Origin of the sequence: Sphingobacterium gobiense (genome assembly GCF_002980575.1) — a bacterium.
Classification (GTDB): Bacteria; Bacteroidota; Bacteroidia; order Sphingobacteriales; family Sphingobacteriaceae; genus Sphingobacterium; species Sphingobacterium gobiense.
This window is the reverse complement of the sequence record NZ_PVBS01000001.1, coordinates 477956-499380: the sequence shown is the minus strand read 5'-3', so window position 1 is coordinate 499380 and position 21425 is coordinate 477956. Positions and strand designations below refer to the sequence as shown.

General features: G+C 44.8%; 13 protein-coding genes. 8 read left to right on the top strand and 5 right to left on the bottom strand.

What is annotated here, in order from left to right; all coding sequences use genetic code 11:
* Window positions 1-45: 45 nt before the first annotated feature.
* Window positions 46-1965, top strand: a complete 1920-nt coding sequence (locus tag C5749_RS02170; protein WP_105722594.1) for an ABC-F family ATP-binding cassette domain-containing protein — start codon at window positions 46-48, stop codon at window positions 1963-1965.
* A gap of 190 nt (window positions 1966-2155) precedes the next feature.
* On the opposite strand, the gene C5749_RS02165 is transcribed toward C5749_RS02170, so the two are convergent.
* On the bottom strand, window positions 2156-3280 hold the full coding sequence (locus C5749_RS02165) for a lipid II:glycine glycyltransferase FemX (protein WP_105722592.1): 1125 nt from the start codon (window positions 3278-3280) through the stop codon (window positions 2156-2158).
* Window positions 3281-3449: 169 nt separating this feature from the next.
* Here C5749_RS02165 and C5749_RS02160 point away from each other — a divergent pair, with 169 nt between their 5' ends.
* The gene (locus C5749_RS02160) at window positions 3450-4583 is read left to right on the top strand and encodes a metallophosphoesterase family protein (protein WP_105722590.1); all 1134 of its coding nucleotides are present in this window, start codon (window positions 3450-3452) and stop codon (window positions 4581-4583) included.
* 90 nt (window positions 4584-4673) lie between these two features.
* Entirely contained in the window at window positions 4674-5327 is a 654-nt protein-coding gene (locus C5749_RS02155) for an NAD(P)H-binding protein (RefSeq protein ID WP_105722588.1), read from the top strand.
* Here the strand turns inward: C5749_RS02155 and C5749_RS02150 are convergent, their stop codons facing one another.
* Window positions 5328-6224 (bottom strand): alpha/beta fold hydrolase, encoded by an 897-nt coding sequence (locus tag C5749_RS02150; protein ID WP_245893587.1) that lies wholly within the window; start codon window positions 6222-6224, stop codon window positions 5328-5330. It lies immediately after the preceding gene.
* A gap of 201 nt (window positions 6225-6425) precedes the next feature.
* Here C5749_RS02150 and C5749_RS02145 point away from each other — a divergent pair, with 201 nt between their 5' ends.
* The 5 genes from C5749_RS02145 to C5749_RS02125 all read left to right on the top strand — a co-directional run bounded on the left by C5749_RS02145 (window position 6426) and on the right by C5749_RS02125 (window position 14608).
* A complete protein-coding gene (locus tag C5749_RS02145) occupies window positions 6426-7007 on the top strand; it encodes an RNA polymerase sigma-70 factor (RefSeq protein ID WP_105722586.1) in 582 nt (193 codons plus the stop codon).
* 103 nt (window positions 7008-7110) lie between these two features.
* Window positions 7111-8280, top strand: a complete 1170-nt coding sequence (locus C5749_RS02140; RefSeq protein WP_105722584.1) for a FecR family protein — start codon at window positions 7111-7113, stop codon at window positions 8278-8280.
* Between the two features lie 160 nt (window positions 8281-8440).
* Entirely contained in the window at window positions 8441-11749 is a 3309-nt protein-coding gene (locus C5749_RS02135; RefSeq protein ID WP_105725123.1) for a SusC/RagA family TonB-linked outer membrane protein, read from the top strand.
* 5 nt (window positions 11750-11754) lie between these two features.
* Window positions 11755-13512 carry a RagB/SusD family nutrient uptake outer membrane protein gene (locus C5749_RS02130; protein WP_105722582.1) on the top strand — a complete coding sequence of 586 codons (1758 nt, stop codon included), beginning with the start codon at window positions 11755-11757 and terminating at the stop codon, window positions 13510-13512.
* 1 nt (window position 13513) lies between these two features.
* Window positions 13514-14608 carry a metallophosphoesterase gene (locus C5749_RS02125; RefSeq protein ID WP_105722580.1) on the top strand — a complete coding sequence of 365 codons (1095 nt, stop codon included), beginning with the start codon at window positions 13514-13516 and terminating at the stop codon, window positions 14606-14608.
* Between the two features lie 60 nt (window positions 14609-14668).
* Here the strand turns inward: C5749_RS02125 and C5749_RS02120 are convergent, their stop codons facing one another.
* From C5749_RS02120 to C5749_RS02110, 3 genes are read right to left on the bottom strand one after another with little or no spacing between them, the layout of a single operon-like run.
* Window positions 14669-16570 (bottom strand): alkaline phosphatase, encoded by a 1902-nt coding sequence (locus tag C5749_RS02120; protein ID WP_105722578.1) that lies wholly within the window; start codon window positions 16568-16570, stop codon window positions 14669-14671.
* A gap of 20 nt (window positions 16571-16590) precedes the next feature.
* Entirely contained in the window at window positions 16591-18123 is a 1533-nt protein-coding gene (locus tag C5749_RS02115) for a SusD/RagB family nutrient-binding outer membrane lipoprotein (protein ID WP_105722576.1), read from the bottom strand.
* Window positions 18124-18151: 28 nt separating this feature from the next.
* Window positions 18152-21406, bottom strand: coding sequence for a SusC/RagA family TonB-linked outer membrane protein (locus C5749_RS02110; RefSeq protein ID WP_105722574.1), 3255 nt, complete (start codon window positions 21404-21406; stop codon window positions 18152-18154).
* Between the last annotated feature and the right edge of the window lie 19 nt (window positions 21407-21425).

Genomic DNA, 21425 nt, shown 5'->3' with positions numbered 1-21425 from the left:
CAAAGGTAGCCAAAGAAGCAGAAATATTCATTACTTTTGCAGCAAATGATATCAATTAATAATTTAACATTCGAGATTGGTTCGCGCGCGCTATATGACGAAGCCAATTGGCATATAAAACCCGGAGACAAGGCTGGATTAATCGGTGCAAATGGCGCAGGAAAGTCTACTTTGCTGAAAATAATCGTAGGAGATTATGCTCCCACTTCGGGTACCATTTCCATGGCAAAAGACTTAAAGATTGGTTATCTTAACCAAGATTTATTGTCTTATCATTCCGATAAAAGTATCCTGCACGTAGCGATGGAAGCTTTTGAACGGCAAAACCAATTGCATTCAGAGATCGAAACGCTGCTCAAAAAAATGGAAACAGATTATTCCGATGAGATACTAAACAAACTCAGCGATAAGCAGACGGAATTTGAGGCACTGGATGGTTATAACATCGAATTTCGTGCACATGAAATTTTAGCTGGATTAGGGTTCTCTGAAGAGGAGCAGCAACGGCCCTTAGCCACCTTTTCAGGAGGTTGGCGTATGCGTGTGATGTTGGCACGTATCCTTCTGCAAGCACCGGATATCTTATTATTGGATGAGCCTACCAACCACTTGGATTTACCGTCCATCAAATGGTTAGAGAATTATCTGCAAGCGTTTGAGGGCGCTATCGTTATCGTGTCGCACGACCGTTATTTTCTGGATAGAATTGTCAATAAAACGGTGGTATCACGCAAAGGCAAACTTACGGCTTATGCAGGCAATTACTCTTTCTATCTTGAGGAGAAATCGTTACGGGAGGAAATCCAGAGCAATCAGTTTAAAAACCAGCAAGCGAAGATCAAACAGGAAGAAAAACTTATAGAGCGCTTCCGTGCTAAAGCGAGCAAGGCAAAAATGGTACAGTCCCGCATCAAAGCACTCGATCGCATGGAAAAAGTGGACGACATCGATGACGATAACCCGGAAGTAAATTTCAGCTTTAAATTCTCCAAACCTTCGGGACGGCACGTCGTTACGCTAGAACATATCTCCAAATCCTACCCGAATTTGGAAATATTACGAGATACGAGCGCTATTATCGAAAAAGGAGATAAAATAGCGCTGATTGGTGCGAACGGCAAAGGTAAATCGACTTTGCTCCGCATTGTAGCAGATGCTGACAAAGAGTTCGACGGTAAGAGCATCAAGGGGCATAATGTATCCCAGACATTCTTCGCGCAGCATCAATTAGAAGCGCTGCATCTGGAAAACAGCATCATACAGGAGCTAGTCAACTTTGCTCCCAAGCATACCGAAACGGAATTACGTTCCATTTTGGGATGCTTCCTGTTCACGGGCGATGATGTGTTTAAGAAAATCAAGGTACTTTCAGGTGGTGAGAAATCCCGTGTAGCGTTAGCGAAGGCATTGACCGCAGATGCGAATTTTTTAGTACTCGATGAGCCTACCAACCATTTGGATATGGCCTCGGTCAATATCCTTATCCAAGCGTTACAGCAGTATGAAGGTACATTTATCGTTGTTTCGCACGACCGTTATTTCTTAGACCAAGTGGCCAATAAAATTTGGTTCATCGAAGATAAAGAAATCAAGGAATACCCGGGAACTTACCAAGAGTACGAAGAATGGAGTGCAAAGCGCTTGGTGAAGAAAGAATCTCAGGCGGAAAAAAAAGCCGTAAAAGAGAAAGAACGGCCAAAAAAAGAAAAGACTCCCCCATCGGAAGATAAAAACCGGCTTATTCAGCGCAAAAACAAAGAGCTGGCAACACTTGAACAACAAATAGAAGAAAAAGAAAAATCGGTTAAGGAACTTGAAGCACATTTAGCAAAAGAGGAAGTCTATTCAGATGCGCAGAAACTTCAAGAAGCTACCCGAACGTATAATTCCACCAAAGCTTCTTTTCAGCAACTCCAACAAGATTGGGAAAAGTTAGCCGAAGAGATTATGGATTTGGAGGGGTAAGTCTGTTCTTTTTCTCCGCGAAAAAGAACCAAAAAGCTCGTCGCTTCGGATATTTGACATCAAGGATAGTACAAAAAATGGACTTCTACAGTTGTCAAATTTCCGGATGCGACATTGAATATTAAAGATGGGATTGTGCAATGGCAAAAGACGTTTTCTTGTCGATAAAAAAGCCTCTTTTTAAAGAACATTAACTTAGGTGGTAACGTTGGTTTTTGAATTCCATGGAGGTATAATAACTATATTTTTCCATATCCAAAGGGTAGTCCCAGCATCCCATACGGTGGTACATCTCTCCACCGAACCCCTTTTTGAAACGATAAAGCCCATACATGGGATGAGATGGATCGGGATTGGGAGCGGTTCCAAATAAATCGTACTCTGTACAACCTAGTTCCTTCGCTATTTCCATTGCGCGCCACTGCAATGCGTAGGTAGCCATATAGTTTCGATTTTCGGTAGCAGACGCGCCGTAAAGATAGGTTCCCCGATTGGCCGAAATCACCAAAAACATCGCCGCTAAAGGTATGTCATCGACTTCGGCAACCAATAGGTATACGTCCGCTGGCGAAGATGTATCATTCGCTCTCGCCGAGAGTACAATTCGGAAATAATGGATATCATGCAAGAAGAAATTATTTCGAGTCGCTGTCTGACGATATAAATCATACCATATTTCCAGACTTTCAATGCCTAAGGAACGCACACGGACGCCTTTTCTCTTTGAGAGATTGATATTATATCGTGTTTTCGGTTTCATCCCACCTAAGAGCTTATCCTTCTCTCGCCGCAGGTCCATAAACATGGTGTTCGAAGGAAGGATATCCGTATTTGCTTTTCTCAAACGCCAATGGTCAGTGCTATAATTAAGTCGAATTTCCTGTATATTTTTTTCCGGTACACCCAGCCAGTTGCCATGCAGATCATAACAACTTTCATCTTTTGCCCAAAGTGATTGCCAAGGCAAATCATATCTAATCATAATACATTTCGATGGTAAAAACGTCCGTAAACTTTCGGACAGCTGTTCTAAGAAGTGTCCTTGATTTTCTTCGGAAGGTTCTACTTCAGGGCCATACGGGACGTACGCAATACTGTGCTCTCTATCAATTGGCTGGATAACAATTAAGATATCTCCGATAAAATAAGCATTACTTTTGCTGTCCGTGTACAAATCAGCGTGTTTCGTTTTAAAATTGAATGCTTTGGTATGCAGCCCTTGTAGTTTTTTTACTTCTGACCAATAGGCCGTTTGTTGAATAATAGACGTTTTATAAACTTGTTTAGTCTCCTTGCTTTCTAATTGCGTGATCATGTACAGAAATAGTATTGATATAACTTCAAAATCCAAAAGCTGCGAACATAGTAAAAATGTTCTGATGAAACATCAAGTATTTGTCATCACTGTGTTACAAGTTTTATCTGAAGGTGTTAAGTCATCGTTGTTTCACATTTAGTTAACATGGATTTGTTAAGTTTGCTGTATGGAAAATACAAAATACAATGTTCCCGTTGTGTTAACCCATATCAATAATGATGCGCACAACTTTAAGCCATTACCTGCGCCCACTGGCGAATATCCATACCGCTTGAACGTAGAAAAAATCCTAGGGAGTACAACAAGCGAGATACAAGACCGTATGTTTTTTCACATGGTCGGCGACACCGGTAGTGTCCGTCATTCTGATTTTCAGGCGACGGTTGCCCACACTTTGGGACAACAAATAGCGGAACATCGCAGTTCACCACCCGCTTTCCTTTTCCATTTAGGCGATATTGTGTATAATTATGGCGAAGCATGCGAGTACCCCGCGCAATTTCTAAAGCCTTATCAGTATTATCCAGCTCCTATTTTCGCTATCCCCGGCAATCACGATGCTGATATCAACCCCAGCGCGTCCAGTCCGTATCAAAGTCTAGATGCCTTTATGGATGTTTTCTGTGACACGCACAGCCGGCCTATCAGCTATGGTACAGATGTCAATCGTCAGAGTATGGTACAGCCCAATGTATATTGGACATTGGAAACACCACTCGCTCGTTTTATAGGTTTGTATGCCAACGTCACAAAACACGGCACCATCACCGATGAACAGCGCGATTGGTTCGTTAACGAGTTACAAGACGCAGCTATATACCGTGACGACCAGGCTATTATCGTTTGTCTACATCACGCCCCCTATTCTGCTGACACGAACCACGGATCGAGTATCGCTATGATTGATTTTCTCGAAAATGCATTTGCCGAAGCCTCCGTAATCCCGGATGCCGTGTTCAGTGGCCACGTACACAATTACCAACGGTTTCATAAAACGTATGCCGATGGAAATGTGGTACCCTATATTGTAGCTGGTGCAGGAGGCTATGCGGATCTTCACACCATAGCGCTTCAAGATACTACTACCGTCAAACCGTTAGAAAGGGTAAATAGCGACGTTCGACTAGCGGCTTATTGTGATGAGCGTTTTGGTTTCCTCAAAATGGGCATTGTCAGAACGGATGCGGGTCTGAAACTGACGGGAGCGTATTATACCTTGACCCAACCGAATGATACACAAGCAAAATTATACGACAGTTTCGAAATTCCGTTGCAACGGCCTATGTTTTCAGAAGCGTAAGATTGGCCACCCATTAGTGGACGCGCCGTTAGATGTTACATCCTTGGCACGATTTTTTTGTAATCCATATGCGTAAAGATAGGGGGAACTATGCATGCATTGATAATCGGCGCTACAGGCGCCACCGGTAGCGATCTAGTAGATTTATTGTTAGAAGATGACACCTTTCAACGAATCCGTATTTTTGTGAGACGGCCAGTGGCCTTACAACATGAAAAGCTTGACGTACATTTGATCGATTTTGACCGGCCCGAGCAATGGGAACATTTAGTGAAAGGTGATGTGCTGTTTTCCTGTCTGGGGACAACGTTGCAAGCCGCCGGAAGCAAAAAGGCCCAATGGAAGATTGATTATGATTATCAATATCAATTCGCCTGTGCCGCCCGAAAAAACAATGTGCAAAGCTTGGTTTTGGTATCTTCTGGGTTTGCATCCGCTAAATCTCCTTTTTTCTACACCAAAATGAAAGGTCAACTCGAAGATGATATACGAGCTTTAGGCTTTCCTTATTTACATATTTTCAGGCCGCCTTCGCTAATTCGGAAAAACAGTGACCGCAAGGGTGAATTACTCGGCATAAAATTCATCCGATTCTTCAACAACATCGGACTTTTTTGTGCCCAGCGTCCTCTTCCCACCGACGTATTGGCAAATGCGCTAACGAAAGTGTCTAAAAATCCAATAGGGCGAGTAAAAATCTATTCAGGAGAAGATATCTGGGAAGCTGCAAATAAAAGAAATTAGTTACCAACTCTTGTCCAAGAATTTATCGAGTAGCGGAACAACGAGTTCCGCTTCTTTAAAATCAGGCTTCAGGGTTGTCACTTCCCCGATATATTCGCCATGCCCTCCAGGAATGACTGCCAGCTCAGAATTGGCTATCAGACGATGTATTTCTACGGCGTGTTCCACTGTAATTACATCTTTATCCCCTATCAGTACTAGCGTTGGCGCTTTTATCGATTTTATTTTTTCATCGGGAATGTCTACGAACTCCACCATCCTCCTTGCATCCTTATCGTGCATCACCTGTAAACGCTTCACGTCCGGTGTAAGTTCCAGGTACGCCTCTTTCAGCTGCCGAGGCATGTTTTCTAATCTGGCATTATCCATAAAATCCCAAAACCATTCCGGTACACCATCCCGTTTAGCTAGCGCCGATGCTAAGATAATCTTGTTCACCAAGTGGGGATAGCGTATCGCAATATGCAGTGTTGTTGTGCCACCATTACTAAAACCGAGAAAGTCGGCATTATCAATCCCTAGTTTTTTCAAAAGCGTGACCACGTCATCGGCATCCTGTGCGAAAGAAAGTGCAGTATTTCTGTCATCGGTACGGCCATGCGCCTGGAGCTCCATAGCAATTACCATTCTATTTTTTGCCAATAGCGGAATAGCTTTTTCGAAAGTTGTCTGGATGGTAGATCCACCACCATGAATCAATACGAGTGGCTTTCCTTCCCCATAAATTTCATAGTACATGTTGAGTCCGTTCACTTCTACATATCCCTGATTGGCGGTGCTATCTCTGGTCACTTGCTCTTCCTCCGCTATTGTTGTCATTATACGTTCTGCTTTACTCGCATTACTTGAAATCAGTCCCAAGGCTGTCAGCGTTACGGATGCCATTAATCGATTCATTATTAGCTATTTTTTGAGTACACTGTCCGACTGCTTGCAAAGTTAGGTCTATAGCCGGTGCCCAATCTTGTCTTAGGACAAGAAAACATAAGGCAATTGCATTACGCCTGTATCCTTTGTCATCCGTAAACTTAACGATACGTTAATATTGAAGCGCTAACTTTGGCAAATATCTAACGTTATCGGCATTAAGGAATACGGATGCACAATCGATCTCAATTGAACAAAAAGGAAGCAAATGGTTTAACAGATGGCTCGTTGGAAGAAGTTTTCCATAAGTTGTATGACCCATTGCTATATTTTGCTACGCGATATGTGCCTGCGATTGAAATCGCTGAAGAAATTGTATCCGATTCCTTTATTCTGTTTTGGAAAAAGAAAAGCGATTTTTCCAACTATCATCAGATTCGGTCCTTCCTATATATTTGTACAAAAAATGCCTGTCTCAATCATATCCGAAAATCGAAGAATATACGTATTATCGAAGGACCCGAAAATATAGAATCTATTCTTCAAGATGATACAGACTTGCTCGCCCATATTATCCGGATTGAACTTCTAGAGCTCGTTAACAACAAAATAAACCACCTGCCTGAAAAACAACGGGAAGTATTTCGATTGGCCTATATCGAAGACCTTACACACGAAGAAATTAGCACCGAGTTGCAGATTAGTGTAGCGGCTGTTTACATTCACAAATCACGTGCACTGCGTTTTCTTAAAAAAAATATCAAATTGGACTATTTCCTGCTAGTCTATCTTTTCGGTCATTCAAATTTCTAAACGATCTATCCGCTATATTAAATAATTATTAATCTCATTTAACAGAAGTTTAATGAAAGGTTCCTTCTTATAGGGTGTTCTATCGGTAAATCATAGAACATACATGAACGACTTCGAAAAGTTAGTCAGTACGGTATTCAATTACCTTTTTTCCAAGAAGGATAACACAACGAATCCGTCTTCTCTAGAAGACGAGCTGGACAAGCTGCCTCCTGAAACGCGAGCGATAGTGGAGCAATTGGAAGCAAAAGACATCCTCCAAGAATCCGCGGCTTACAGTCGTTTCAAAAAAGAAAACGACGCTCGACGGGCGACCGTGCTCCGTCACATCCGTGAACAGGTGTGCGAAGGTAAACGCAATAATACGATCGCCTTCTACCGTTACCTGACAGCAGCTTGTGCAATAGTCGTGTTAGGCGTGTGCAGCTTTCTGTTCACGCCTAAATTAAACAACCGTCACAATTCGGTAAATCAAACAGCAGCTCATATCATTGAGCCGGGAGGCTCTAGGGCTGTTTTAACCCTGAGCAATGGTCAAGTGATCCAACTCGATTCTATTCCCGGCGGTATCGTGATAGACCAAGGACTACACTATGCGGACGGACGGCCAATAGAACTAAGTACGGTGCAACCGGAAAATATGATGGCCACGTTGCAGACGCCGCGTGGTGGTGAATATATTTTAACCCTTTCCGACGGTAGCCGGATACACATGAATGCCGAAAGTAAACTAGCTTATCCGATAACGTTCCATGGAAAAACACGAGAGGTTACTTTAAATGGAGAAGCTTTTTTTGAAATAGCATCCAATAAAGAAAAACCATTCCATGTACGTACCAATAATAACGAGGTCGTGGTATTAGGGACCCGCTTTAATATCCGATCGTATCAAGAAGAAACTTTAAGCTACGTAACACTGGTTGAGGGAAGAGTTAGGCTACAAGATGGACACGATAACCCTGAACTAACACCCGGCATGCAAGGCATATCGGACGGCACGGCAACACGCGTTAGACCAGTTAATATTGAAGATTTCATTAGTTGGAAAAACGGTTTATTCGTTTTCCAAAATGAAAATCTAGAAGCCGTAGCTGCTAAAATAAGCCGCTGGTACGATATCGAAATTGAAATCGCGTCGAGTGCCAGGCAAGTGCGGATTTGGGGCAGCTTAAGCAAATACGACACGTTCGACAAAGTGTTGGATATACTACAATTGATTGATAACGATTTGATAATAAATATCGACGGGAGGAGGGTTCAAATCATGAAATAATACATAAACAAAACCGGAAAAGCGCCAACTTTTCCGGCAGAATGCCATAGTAACCACAAAAGAGATTGGAATTATAATTACATAGCTATCAAAATTAATGAAAAAAAATAAATTCATGTCACAGATGGCCCGCAAACGCCGTTTGAAAACACTTTTAATCATGAAGATGATTTTAACATCCTTAATCGTCTGCGTATTGCAGGTGCATGGCGAGATCTTAGCTCAGACCATCACCGTGAATCAGCGCAATGCTAACATCGAGCAATTGTTCCGCGAGATCAAACGGCAGACTGATTACAACGTTATATGCAGTGCTGATATTATGGAGACCACCAGACCAATTACTATCGTGGCCGACAACAAGAAACTATCCGACTTTCTCGAAGACATATTGTATCCGCAACAGCTTACGTACACGATTAGAGACAAAAATATTATCGTGGCACGTTCGTCAACTCGATCGCCGTCCGCTAATCAAAAAGCCGATGCAGTCCGACAAAGACAATATACAGGCCTTATCGTCAACGAAGATAACGAACCCATCGCCGGCGTAAACGTTACGGTAAAAGATAAAAATGAAGTAGCGTTATCAGACGAAAATGGACGTTTTCAAATCTCCGCAACACGCGGTACCATTTTAGAGTTTAGTCATATCAGTTACCAGAAACGGCAGTACACCTTACGCGAGGAAAGTCAGTTTACTATCGGAATGAGCCAGAAGCAATCTGCTGTGGAAGAAGTCGTCGTTGTAGCCTACGGCACGCAACGCCGCAATAACCTAACCGGAGCCATATCAACGGTGGGAAGCGAACAGCTGGAAAGAAGACCGACCGTATCCGCGTCTACTGCTTTGCAGGGACTTGCTCCTGGCGTAACCGTGACCGCACAAACCGGGGCTCCTGGTGGGGATGGCGCCAACATCAATATACGCGGTATCAATTCTTTCGGCGGATCAGACAACGCCCCTTTAGTTATCATTGATGGTGTAGCGGGCTCGATGGATAATGTAGACGTCAATCATATCGAATCTATTTCTGTATTGAAAGATGCAGCCTCCGCAGCCATCTATGGTTCGCGAGCAGCGAACGGCGTTATCCTCATTACTACCAAACGTGCCAAAGAGCGTTTAGCAATTGATTATCGAAATTACGCCGGATGGCAAGAACCTACCAACGTTCCGACAGTTACCGACGGGCTAACCTATATGGAAGTATTCAATCAAGCCAATATCAACGATGGTGGTGCTGCCATATATAGTGAAGAAGATATCGAGCAATTCAACGCTGCATACGCAAAAGATCCATCCAATTACGATTGGCAAAAAGCAATCCTCCAAGGTAGCGGCTTTACACATAACCACTATGTTTCCCTGATGGCGAATACTGGTATCGTAAAGGTATCCCCTTCTATCAGTTACGTCAAACAAGACGGGATCATAAAAAACACAGACTTTGAGCGGTACACCCTACGCAACAATATGGATATCACCCCTAATGAAAACTGGAATATACGACTAGACCTATCCATGACCAACAAAGACCGTTTACAAATTGCAGAAGAAAATGTCGTTTGGAATTATCTGGGAAGGATGCCTACCAACATTCCCATACAACATAACGGTTTATGGTCTGAAGCTTGGGTCAATCGCCACCCCATTGCCTTTATAGAGGAAGGAGGTAACCGTAAACTTCATAATCTCGAACTTCTGGGTAATCTAAACCTCACCTATAAACCTACCGATTGGTTGTCACTTTCGGGTATGGTGGCGCCTCGATATCTTACCCGCAATACACATACTTTTACACGGAGCGTAATGACTTATAACGAAGATGGTTCGGAGGCCGGTGCAGCGAATACCTTTACCGATCTTACCGAAACCGGCTATCGCTATTTATACGGCACTTATCAATTTACGGCAAATGCTCAAAAAAAATGGGGCGATCACCATCTGAAGTTGCTTTTGGGTGCCTCACGGGAAACGTATGACGAAAAATACCTGATGGGCTACCGCCGTAATTTTACCTACGATACTTACGAGGTACTGCGTGCCGGAGCAGACGACGAAACAAAAAACAACGATGGCTCTCAAGAACAGTGGCTGTTGGTTTCAACATTTGGCCGTCTGAACTACGATTTTAGGGATCGCTATCTTCTCGAAGCCAATTTCAGGTACGATGGCACCTCTCGGTTCATGGCAGACAATCGGTGGGCCGTTTTTCCATCCTTTTCGGCTGGATGGCGTATTTCAGAGGAAAACTTTATGCAACCCGTAAAATCTTATATCAACGAACTGAAACTACGCGGATCCTGGGGTAAACTGGGTAACCAAAATATTGGGAGCTCCTATTATCCGTTTATCGAAACACTTAACCTAGGTAGTACCGCTATGGGCGGGAACATCCATCAGATGGTTACCTTGTCTACGATGGCTAACCCTAATCTACGTTGGGAAACGACGACGATGAGCGGCGTCGGATTGGACGCATTATTTTTCAATAAGTTAAACTTGACTTTTGACTGGTATGATAAAATGACGGAAGGCATTCTTTTGAAACTGAATACCTCACAGCTCACGGGCTTGGGCGCACCTTTCCAGAATGCAGCTAAAGTTTCGAACAAGGGCTGGGAAGTTTCAGCACGGTATAACGATTCCTGGAGAGATTTTACCTTCGGCATAGGTTTGAACCTATCGGATGTGCACAACAAAATCGTAGACATGCGGGGACAGACCTCCGGAACACTCTTGCGGCAACAGGAAGGTTATGCTATTAATTCTATTTTTGGTTATCAAGCCGACGGCCTTTACCAATCACAAGAAGAGATAGATAACGGACCTACCCAGATTGGAGAGCTTAAAGTTGGCGACATCCGATACCGCGATATCGCGGGCGCTTTCGACGATGCTGGAAATCCAATACCTGACGGTCGTATTACTGATGACGACAAGATCATTATCGGTAGCACAATACCTCGCTATACCTACGGGGCTAATCTCGATTTCGGATGGAAAGGTCTTCGTTTCAGTGCGTTTTTGCAAGGTGTTGGTAAAGCCGATGGTTATCTCAATTCCCACTATGTTATTCCGGCAGTGAATTCCAGCGCAGTAAAAGAATGGCAACTGGATTACTGGACCGAAGAGAATCGCGATGCCTCATTACCAAGACTGTCTATCACTTCAAGCAATAATACCCAAAACTCCACTTTCTGGATGCGCAGCAGCGCGTATCTTCGTTTGAAGAACATACATCTCGGGTACGAGTTGCCTAAGCAATTCTTTGCCAATAGCAAACTAGCAGGCATTTATCTATACGCCAATGGACAAAATCTCTTTACCAGCACCAACTTTTATGAGGGTTACGATCCAGAAATTAATTACGACGCAGGACAGGCAGCCGGCGTTTCTCTGGGCGGGGGAGCTTATTACCCACAAGTTAAGGTATATACATTTGGTGTGGACATTAAATTCTAAGAACGATGATCAAAACAATAAAACATTTCACGATAAGCAGTCTTTTATACGGACTTTTATTCACCTCATGTGATTTAGATAGATTACCGATGGAGGGCCCCTCTACCGGTAATTTTCCAGCCAACGAACAGGAAGCAATTTTAGGTTTGAACGGAGCCTATCAATCTATTTCCACGTTGGATGCTGCCAGCACGCCGATATGGCACGTTATGGACAATATAACCGATGTCGGTTACGCGCGCCCCGGAAACAACTATACCTCTCCGATTACCAGCTCTGTGACCACCGACAATGCTCTGGCCACCAAGCCCTGGCAGTACCACTACCGCACCATCGCCCGGGTACACCTCGTGCTGGATAACCTCTCCAATCTGGAAACATCCATGGACGAAGGCAGCTACTTACAACTAGCAGCCGAATTGCGTTTTGTACGGGCATACTGTTACTCGCAACTCATTGAACTGTACGGCAATGTTCCTCTTCTTCGGCATGCGGTAGGACTTGATAATGCCGATGTTCCGCGTACGCCCAAAGCAGAAATACAGCAGTTTATTCTCGACGAGATGAGTGAAATCGCCGAGCATCTGCCTATCAACCAATCGGCATACGGTCATGTTCGAGCTAGCCGTATCGCCGCCTATATGCTTAAAGCGCGGGTGGCATTATATGCGAAACGCTATGCCGTAGCTGCCGAAGCTGCAAAAAAAGGTTTGGAATATGCCGAGGGAATCCATGACCTCACATCGTTCAACGCGACCATCGATGTTGCCGGAAAAGATCATCGCGCCGGGGAACCAGATGTCAGTAACATTTTCGGACACGAAGGATACGCAAATAGCGCGGAGTGGATATGGGTTGCCGAATATAGTATAGCTGCTGGTAATACGCACAATCGCCAGTATTATGGTGCATCGCGATTGGGGAAGGGGGTTTGTTATTGGGGGCCAACCCAAAATTTTATCGATTCTTTTCAGGCTCTTGACGGACTTCCAATCGACGAATCACCGTTATACGATGCTCAGCGTCCGTTCGAAAATAGAGATCCTCGCCTCGATCTCTATTGTGTACGACCAGCATCAAGGTTTATGGGGTATCAATTCCAACCGCAAACGGAGCATCGCACCGTATTTAATTATTGGCCAGTAAACAACGGAAGTTCGTCAGAACCAAGTTCCGTAACAAATACGGATGCCACCAATGCTTATCGTTCCTTTAGCGGTTATCTGTGGCGCAAACATCTCGATCTAAATGATTTCAACAGCACATCCGTAAGCGGCGAGTCCGAACTGAACGTAGGCATCTTCCGGTTAGCAGAATTGTTCTTGATCTATGCAGAAGCAAAGATCGAAGCAAACGAGCTTGATGGCTCTGTTTACAGCGCTATCAACAAGATCCGCCAACGCGCACATATGCCACCTCTTACCGAGGGGCTTACCCAGCAGCAATTGCGTTCGGCGCTTCGCTACGAGCGCAAGATCGAACTTGCGAATGATGGTTTACGGTGGTATGATCTACGTCGATGGGGAATCGCAACTGACGTTATGAATGGTTATCTATACCTAAACCGGGCAGGCAACGGGTGGTCTACAAATACGCTACAGTACATCGACGAGAACCATAATCCGGTGTATAATCACAACGAAGCCACAAAACACTTCACCACACAGACCGTTATCTACAAAGAAAATAAAGATGAATATTGGCCGATTCCTGCTAGCGAAATGGACGCCAATAAGCAATTAATACAAAATCCAGGTTACTGATATGAAAAAAACAACATTCCTTATGATTGCCCTGCTCTACGTCACTCAGCTGGTGGTAGCGCAGCGGCCCATCTTAGAAAATCCAAAATCATGGTCCATGATTGTGCTGCCCGATATACAGAACTACTCGAAATGGGAGCGTAATCAACCTATCCTAGATTTAATGACCGCGTGGATTGCCGAAAATATCGACAGCTTGAATATACAAATGGTACTCTGTGTTGGCGACCTCGTCGAACAAAATGATCTCATCAATCAAGGCCATGACGGCAACCAAACCGGCAAACAACAATGGGAAATGGTATCTCGTTCGTTCGGTCGGCTTGACAATAAGGTGCCTTACATACTGGCCACCGGCAACCACGACTATAATGTCGATAAACAGGGTATCCGCCACAGCCGATATAACGAATACATCACTATCGAAAAAAACTGGCTTAACCGAAAAGCCATTGTACAGAATGCGACTAACGAACACGGAGAACCCACGCTGGAGAATAGCGCATTCGAGATTAAACGGCTTCATGGGCAGGATTATCTATTTTTAAATATCGAATTTGCACCACGGGACACGATCGTAACCTGGGCACAACGCGTAGCCAGCCTGCCGCAATACAAAAACCACCGGGTCATATTGCTGACCCACGCGTATCTCAATAACAAAGATCAACGAACAAGCAAACATCCGAAATGGTTTACTTACGAGCCCTATGCCATTGATCGGGTTGTCCAAAAGTCGCCGATGATCCCCCTTCCGGATGCTAATCACGGCGAGCAAATATGGGAAAAACTGGTTAATCCTTCCGGTAACATAGAGATGGTCATCTCTGGGCACATTTCTGGCGAAGGCTATCGCATGGACCGAAATAAACAAGGCAAAGCAGTACATCAGATGCTATTTGATACACAGTCTGAAGGCGGCGGACATCGTAATGGTAATGGAGGGGACGGCTGGATCCGTATTCTCGAATTCTTCCCCGACAACAAGACCGTTAAAGTTAAAACGTTTTCACCGCTATTCGGCGCATCGCCAAAAACGGAATCACTGGCGTGGAAAAACGACGAAAGGAATGAATTTACATTATCGTTCGATTAGCTTAAAATTCGTGACAGATCAAAAAAGCAGGCTAACAAGGCCTGCTTTTTTGATATACTATTAAAGCTCCGATTCAGCGGGAAGGTTGAGCACCTGATAAATCCTTTTTGCGATGTCGGCATTATCCAGAAAGCCTTGAAAAAGCTCTGCACCGGGCCCGTAAGCCATCAACGGCACCGGAATACCGGTATGATCCGTTGTGGCGAACTCGCCCAATACGTGTGCGTTATCTTTATCCGCATCTAGGAGCACCAGTCCTCCGGTTTCATGATCCGATGTGACAATAACCAAAGTCTCGCCGTCCTCGTCGGCATATTGGAGTGCTTGTCCCACTAAACGGTCGAAGCTCAAATATTCGGATACCGTAAACGGCATAGCGTTGCTATGCCCGCCACCATCTATTTTCGCCCCTTCTACCATCAGGAAAAAGCCGTTCTCACTACGCTTCTTCAAGAAGTTTACGCTCGGAGAGAATGCGTCCTCAATCATCCTATAACCAGTCCGTAAACTGTTCTGATCCGCATCCAGTTTGTTCCATTCCCGATCAGCACTGTCTGCTGCGAACGTTAATAACCGTTCACCAGCTGCCCTATCAATCCCCGCTACACCATGCTGAACTTCGAATCCTTTTTCTTCAAGCCCCTTCCATAGCGCACTATCTGCCTTGGTAAACACCGGATGGAATCCGCCGACGATAAGCGATAATTTGCTATCCAACAAGTTGTGTGCGATGCTATCGGACATGTTTCGTTCGTCCACGTGGGCATAAAAAGCGGAAGGCGTAGCGCCCGTAACACGGTCGTTTGAGATGATACCGCTCACCATCTGCTTTTCGTATAGACGATCGGGAATGTTTGATACAGCCTTTCCTAAGGTATCCACGCCGATAAATCGATTTTTTGTTTTTACCCCGGTCGCCAAAGCACTTCCTCCAGCAGCAGAATCCGTATGGTAGTTATCCGTAGAGCCGGTGAACAGGTAGCCTGTATAGGGCATATTCAACACATTCAGTTGCCCCTTGTTAGCCATCGCAGCCGCCCAAACCTGCGACATACCTGCCCCATCACTGATCAACAGGATAATGTTCTTTGGTCGTTCGGGGAACGTGTTTTCTTCCCGACGGGGCAAGTAAGGCTCGTAGAAATCATCATTCATATAGCTATTTTTGGGGTATGCTTGTATAAACGCCGCCGCCGCCATTGGCTGGTCCGTATTAATGTAATCTATACCCATTTTTATCCATTCATACCAAGTTGTCTTGGTATCAGGTGCTGCCCAGAATCTGATTTTTTTCCCAAGGCGATGTACCGAATCCACCGTCGTCTTTACCTTACGGTAATCAGGGTGAGTCAGTCGGCCCAGCCCATTCCATTCAGAGAATCGCGGAAACGGTGCGCTAAAGAGTCCAATCCTTTCCAGCTGTGCGGCCGTATACGTTTTGTCCAACTCGCCATCGAAAAAGAAAATTTCATCATATAGATGAAAATCGTCCGGCGCCGGACGATTTCCGCTGACAACTATTTTTACCGCCTTGGGGTTGTACTTACTGTCAAACAGATCTCTGTAGGGCTTGATTTTCTCGCTCAGCACTTTCAACACCGCTTGGCCGTCCGTTTTGGGATCGATCAAGAGCTGTAACTGTCCCTTTTCTGGGTAAAGGTAGCCATCTTCGCTATCTGCAAATGCCGTTAAGATGGGCTCCAGATACAGTTTATCGAAAGTACGGTTTGCAGCAATTTCCTGATATTCATGTGCCACAAAAAGCTCACCGTCTTTTAAAAAGAGATCGACTTCAATCGATCCAAAGCCCAAGCCGTATGCCTGCGAAAAAGGATGATTTCTGGTATAATCATTATGGGAGTGCAAATTCTGCAAATACCCTGTAGGTCTGACCTGCGCAAGTGTAGGCACAGCGATCCAGATCGCTGCGCCTACAAATGCCGAAAGAAATGTTTTTTTCATCTAATTAAATTTTGTTTTGACTACGGCTGAAACCAAACCTTCACATTGTGATTAGGCATTTTTCCATCCATGTGCTTTTCTACCCATTCGATTAAACTTGGGTTATTCTGTTCGTTGTCGGAGTACACATACCGGACCGGTATCGGTGCCAAGACGGAATGCCCCGGTTTTATTTTAGGAACACCGGTACGACGCCACGACGCCCAGCCCTCAAAACCATTCAGAAAGCTATCAATGAAATACTGCTCCGCAATCATCGTTAGTCCCTTTTCGGATTGATATTGATTTACAGCGTTTGCCCAGTAGGCCTCGCGCTGGCTCTCACTAATATAAGGATTTTGAGTCTGCGTTTGATTTCCTACTTGTTCCCATTTTCCGAATGAGGCATTAACAGCTTCTCGATACACCTCTGCTGCTTGTCCCGTCACGCCCATATTTCGTTGGATTGCTTCCGCTTTTAACAACAACAGTTCACTATATGTCATTAAAAAAGCCCGGTTGTCCCGTCGGATGCGGCGCCCCACCACAGAAAAATCGCCCTCCTTTAGCCCAGTTCTTTCGTAAAGTCCTTCCTGTTCTGCCGAGCTCAAGCCCGCAACCTGCCCACGGTATTCTAGCGCTTTGTTCACATCGGCTGCATTCGCCAAAAACGAATTCCTTGTCGGGGCAGCATAAATGAAGAGGCGTGGGTCACCACCCTTTTCCAATAAGTCGACCATCACCTCGCTTACCCGGGCATTATCTGAAAAGTCAACACCACTGCCATCTGTCGAAGGATTTTGAATAAACCATGAATAATAATCACTGGAGTTGTTATATACTAACGTAGCACCATCATCAACGCTTGAGAACACCGGATATCGATCGGGGTTATTGAATATCTCGGCAACCTGCTGCGAAACGTCTTTCTTTGCCGACTGCCTCATCAGTACTCGTATCTTTAATGCGTTTGCAAATTTGCGCCATTTCTGCAGGTCGCCGTTGTATAGAATATCCCGGGTAACGGAAACGCCCGCAGGAAGTTCAGCGAGCAAGTTATTCGCCGTTTCTAAATCTTCCAGCATCCGTTGATAAACCTCCTCTTGCGCCTGAAACTTCGGAAACTCCAATCCGTCCACGTTTCCCATTCCTGCCTCATCATAAGGGATATCGCCAAACGCGTCCGTTACCAGCGAAAGAATGTACACTTTATTAATGTGTCCCAAGGCCATATATTCCGGTTGATTGTTCTGCTCCGCCAGCAGCTTCATCTGATTAATGTCCTTAATCAACCGTACAGCGCCGTTCCATTCTTCTCGCCAATTAGCTCCCGTGAGGTTAAAACGACCATCACTTTCGCTTGTGCCACCTGGATACGCCAGGTGCTGTACATATTGCCCTGCTCTACGGCCGCTACCCACCATAGTATTTACCCCTCCGCTGATGACAGGCGGAAGCAACATTTCCACCGGCACGACAGCTGGATTATTGGGATCAATGTTAATTTCTTCGAAATCGTTGCATGATTGAAAAGCTAAGACAGCAACGGCTAAACAAGTTAAATATTTTTTCATTAGAATAAGTTATTTTTAACACACGCAATTAAAAACTCACATTCACCGACATTCCAAAATTCCGCATCGACGGCAATGACATCGCTTCCACACCTACAAACTGACCGTCGTAAGCCGATACTTCCGGGTCGATATGCGGTACATCAGACCACAGCATTAAGTTTCTTCCGATAAATGATACAGAAGCTCCTTTTATCGCTGTTCGCTGTAACAGACTTTGGGGCAACCTGTAGCTTATTTTCAGTTCTCTTAATTTGAGATAAGATGCATCGAACGTAGCAATTCGGTCGTTGTTATAATACTCTCTCCAATAATCCCGCACGGGAATACCGACAGCGTTGGGCTGTCCGGTGTCGATATCTATCCCTTCGCCTATAATGGTACCTGCCCCATTTTCATCCCGGAACGGAAGCGACTCGGGAAGACTACCTGCCCGTATACCTTCAATGTAAGTTCTGGAGTGTACCACCCCTCCTTTTTGGCCCGCAAACAAAAAGCTCAAATTCCAATTTTTATACTTAAAATCATTGGCGATGCTGCCAATCCATTTCGGGTTAACATTACCTAAATACCCCCAGTCGCCATTTTCTTCTTGAGGAAGACCATTACGATGCGTTAACTGACCATTGTCATTGTAAATAAGATAATCTCCGTAGAGCGAGCCCGAAGAGCCATCGCCTTTTGTGTTTTCGGTCCGGAGTTCTAAGGAAGCCCAGCGTTCCAACTGGCGGATGCGGGAAATACCACGGTCTTCCGCAAGAGAAACCACCTTGTTTCTATTGAAGGAATAGTTTATATAAATATCCCAGGAAAAATTGGTAGTCCGTACAGGCGTACCACTCAACATAAGTTCTAGTCCATGGTTCGTCATCTCCCCTACATTCATGAGTTTAGTATCGTAACCAGCAGACGGATTAAGTGTTACGGGAATAATCAGGTCCGTTGTCCTACTTTTGTAGTAGGTCAGATCCAGTCCTAGACGATTGCTCAATAATCTCGAATCAAATCCAAATTCATAGGAAACCACTTTCTCGGGCCGAATGTTTTCATTAGGATAGTTGTTATTATGAATGGCTACTGTCTCTCCTCCCCAACCCTGGGTCACCAAGAAGTTCGGCAACGTCCGGTACGGCTCCAAATCCCTTCTCACCGAAGAGGCAGCACCTCTCAATTTCAGCATATTGAATTTTTCGCTGGTCCAGCCCAACAGGTCGGAAGCAATGACGCTCAACGACGCGGATGGGTAGAAATACGAATTGTTAGCTTTTGGTAAAGCACTCGACCAGTCGTTACGTCCTGTTAGATCTAAGTAGACTACATCCTTATATCCTATTTGGGTGGTTCCATAGATCGAGTTGATCTGTTTCTCTTGATAGGTGTTTCCAGCTAACAAAGGCTCTCCGTTGTTCGTCAGGTTGTAGACGTTCGGAATTGCCAAACGAGGCGCAATAGCACCCAGACGCTTCGAAATCTGCGTCATCAAGTTGCCCCCTAATGAAGCATCAAAAGAGAAATCCGAATTTAGGTTCGGGCTATAGCTCAGGAGCATGTCGTGGTTGGTTTCGATAAAATAAACGTCATCCTCCTGATAGTATCCATTTTTATATTGACTGGACGAGGTGGCGTGTCGCATCGTACGTTTATCGTTGTAGAAATCCCGACCTGACCGCAGCATCAGCTTCAGATCGGGACGAATGTCGTACGTAGCCTTTACATTGCCATATATCCTGTCTCTATTATTCCCGTTAAGGTTTTCGTGAGCGACAAAATAAGGGTTATTCCAGATGGTACCGTTCATGTTAAAAATGGGGGAATGCTGTTCCGTCTTGCCACTTTCAGGCCGCCAGTAATCTCGCAGCGATTTGATATCGAGGTTACGGGGCATGTATAAAAACATGCGCATAACAGATTCGTCGTTCTTGGCACCGTAACTTGCTCTGTTCTCGCTTCCACTGTTTACCCAGTTCATCGCTACATCTAACCTTAAATTAGGAAGAATCTGATACCCTGCGTTCACACCCAATGAATTTCGGCTCAGGTCAGTATTGGGGACCATTCCTGACTGTGATAAGTTTGTGTACGAGAAACGATAGTTGAGCTTGTCGTTACTATTGGCTATCGAGAGACTGTTTGTAAATGTTTTGGCAGTCTGTAGAAAATCCTTCAGCTGATTTCGATGTGCAATAAAAGGAGTCGCGATACGTTCACCCGTCGCTGGATCAAAAGGCGAATCCCATTGCTTGATAAGCTGGCCGTTCAGGGCCGGCCCCCAGTTTTCCATAACGTTGTCGTACTTATTGGCTTCCGTTCCCATGCCATCTACATACTCGTAAACACCGTAACGTCCCTGGCCATATTCGTACTGATAATCTGGAAGTTTCAAGGGCGTTCCGAAATCAACATGTGAATTAAAATTAATCCCAACCCCTTTCGTTCCCCTACCGGATTTGGTCGTGATCAACACCACCCCATTCGAAGCACGTGAACCATACAACGCCGCTGCATTTGGCCCTTTGAGCACCGAAATGCTTTCGATATCATTCGGGTCAATTTCTCCAGCGGCATTTCCATAGTCTACCTCACCTTCCCCTCCTGTAAAATTGGGGTTATTAAAGTCTTGTCTTCCGGTAAAGGCACGTGTGGATTGTTCGTTGTTATTACTTATCGGAATACCGTCAACGACAAATAGCGGCGAATTGTTATAGTTATAACCGCTTACAAAATTCTGCCCCCTGATCTGTATATTGGATGAAGCACCGATACCGCCCGAAGAGTTGGTAATCTGCACTCCCGCCACACGGCCACTCAACGTATTCACAAGGTTAGTTTCATGTGCTTCCTGTATCATGTCACCGTCGACCTGCTGCACAGAGAATCCTACAGACTTCGAAGCACGGGTGATTCCTAGCGCCGTAACGACCACTTCTTCCAGCTCCGACGACTGTTCTGCCAACCGGACCAACAAAGAATTCTTGTCGTCTGCACTGACCAGAAAATCCAGTTCTTCATGGCTTTGATAACCGACAAGTGAAAAAACAATTGTGTAGCGTTGCCCCACTTGCAGGTTGTTCAATAGGAAAACGCCGTTATGATCCGATGCAGTGGTTTTCGTACTTCCATATCCTTTCGTTGACACGGAAACTCCGTTCAAGGGATTTCCTCCCTCATCGAGCACACGCCCTTTTACTTGCCCGGTTTGCTGTGCCTGCAACTCATCCACCCCAAAGAACAGATAAGCTATGCATAGCCAAGATAAATAAAGAAAAAAGCTGTTTTTTTTCATGTGTATTGATATTGTTTGG